The sequence below is a fragment of the Clostridium sp. CTA-6 genome, from assembly GCF_054768115.1.
In genome coordinates this window covers 1-2,285 of the sequence record NZ_BAAAAU010000024.1, presented here as the reverse complement: position 1 = coordinate 2,285, position 2,285 = coordinate 1, and the positions used below count along the sequence as shown (strand labels likewise).

2 protein-coding genes are annotated in these 2,285 nt (G+C 32.8%); both read right to left on the bottom strand.

Annotation, left to right across the window (positions count from 1 at the left end; translation table 11 throughout):
* Window positions 1-1,085, bottom strand: a 1,085-nt coding sequence (locus ACYUDJ_RS21180) for a putative NPN-dependent ornithine cyclodeaminase (RefSeq protein ID WP_003483447.1), incomplete at its 3' end; no start/stop codon positions are given.
* Window positions 1,086-1,153: 68 nt separating this feature from the next.
* Entirely contained in the window at window positions 1,154-2,230 is a 1,077-nt protein-coding gene (locus tag ACYUDJ_RS21175; RefSeq protein WP_460290026.1) for a putative NPN-dependent ornithine cyclodeaminase, read from the bottom strand.
* Window positions 2,231-2,285 lie beyond the last annotated feature (55 nt).

Genomic DNA, 2,285 nt, shown 5'->3' with positions numbered 1-2,285 from the left:
TATTTAACTAATGCTTTAGCTATATTTGTAATAAAGTCTTGAGCATTTGTAACTAGAGTTTTAACTTCTAGAGTACCTCTATCTGATAGTTTATTAACAGAGAATTCTTGTATATCTATAGAATAGATATATACAGGTCTAACAACACCATCTCTTACTGTGTARGATGGWGTCATATTTCCTGARGCTATWGTATGTAGTACTGTAGATAAACATATAAGCATTGTAGATTTTCTTGTATGTTTTCTCATAGCATCTTGAGCTTCATATACATTATCRTAAACGTTAGGTAGAGTGAATCTATCTCTTATAGTRCCMGCRAGTACTACAGGAACATCTTTYTCTACACAAGCTTTTAATATACCATCTTTAACTTTTCCAGAAGCCATAAGTTCTTCTAAWGAACCAGCTCTTCTAGCTTCGTTTATAGCTTCCATATAGTTGTAATGAGCATTTTTTTCAGCTTCAAAAGTTTCTTGACCTAAAACTGTTCCGAACATTCCTTTTTCTAAGTCATAGGTTGCAAGAGTGTTTCCTGATAAAATGGCATTAACRTATCCGTTTTCTACAAGGGAAGCAAAAGCTGCTCTTGAYTCATCATCTAATGCAATTGATGGTCCTAGAACCCAAGTGATTTTTCCGTTATGTTCTTTTTCATATTTCATTATTTCATATAAATCATCATAGTCTTTAGAGAAAGCTGTTTCTCTTGATCTACCACTTCTAAATGCAAARGTATCTGAATTTCCGTCTTTAGCTACGAATCCACCAGCATACATGTATATACCTTCGCTAGCATCTTCAGTTCTTCCTACTACAACTTTATCTCCAAGTTTAAGATTTCTAAATTCTACAACTTCTATATCATCCTCTGGAGTAACAATTGCAACAGTATCCATACGGCTTTCRTTAGCTATTACCCATTTYCCTTTAATTTTAAAGTATTCAGGATATATTGATAAAGCGTGGTAGTGTCTAGGAGCAACTCCTTCTATAACTACTTCTTCAGTTTTRCAATCCGGTGCTTTAACAAGAAAATCTTGTGTAAAATCTGGTGGCGTAAATTTTGGTAATTCGAAACTCATTTAAAATCTCCTCCTAATAATATATTAATGTATCTTAGTAATTTTCAAAATTAAGTGTTTATAATCTCTTATTTAAGAACGTTCTTTTGAACATTAACAACAAAGTCYTGAACGTTAGTAACTATTGTTTTAACACCTACATGTTCTCTAGCTGTTGCTACTTGGTTAACTGCATATTCAGCAATATCTATAGAGTAAACATATACTGGTCTTACCTTACCATCTACAACTTTATAAGATGAAGCTAAGTTTGCAGTTGCTACTGAGTGAAGAACTGTAGCAAGACAAATTATAACAGTTGCYTTTTGAGCTTGTTCTTTCATAGCATCAAGTCCRSARGTTACATTGTGATAAACTGGAGGAAGTGGACCATCATCTCTTATTGATCCTGCAAGAACTATTGGAATATTATGTTCTATRCAAGCTTTTATAAATCCATCTTTAACGTTTCCTTCAGAAAGTAGAGCTTCTATAGATCCAGCTCTTCTAGCTTCGTTTATAAGGTCTAAGTGATTATAGTGACCCATTGGAACTGATTCTTGAGTGTATATGTTTTGTCCTAAAGCAGTACCTAAAAGTCCTCCTTCTAAATCATGAGTRGCCATAGCGTTACCAGCCATAAGAGCGTTTACAAATCCTTTTTCAGCAAGTTCTGATAAAGCTACTCTAGTATCATAGTCAAATACAACAGCAGGTCCTAAAACCCAAACTATATGTCCATTGTTTTCTTTTTCATGTTTTAATATTYCATATAATTCTTTGTAGTCTTTTGAGAAAGATGATTCAACAGTTCTTCCGAATCCAACCTTTGGTATRTTATCAAAACCTTCAGCATATTTGTAGATACCTTCGCTTCCATCTACAGATTTTCCTAATATAACTTTRTCTCCAACTTTAAGGCTTCTGAATTCTACAACTTCTACAGTRTTGTCATCTTTAACTATTGCAGCACAATCTARAGATGTTTGAGTTGGTAAAACCCATTCACCTTTAACCTTAAAATATTCTGGTAATACAGAAGTTATATGAAATCCTTGAGGAGCTACTCCATCTTTTTCAACTTCACCTATTTTAACATCTGGTGCCTTAACAAGAACATCTTGTGTAAAATCTGGTGGTGTAAATTTTGGTAATTGAAAACTCATTTTAAATTTCCTCCTTAACGTAATATATTTTAAATTGTATTGGGGTTATATATAT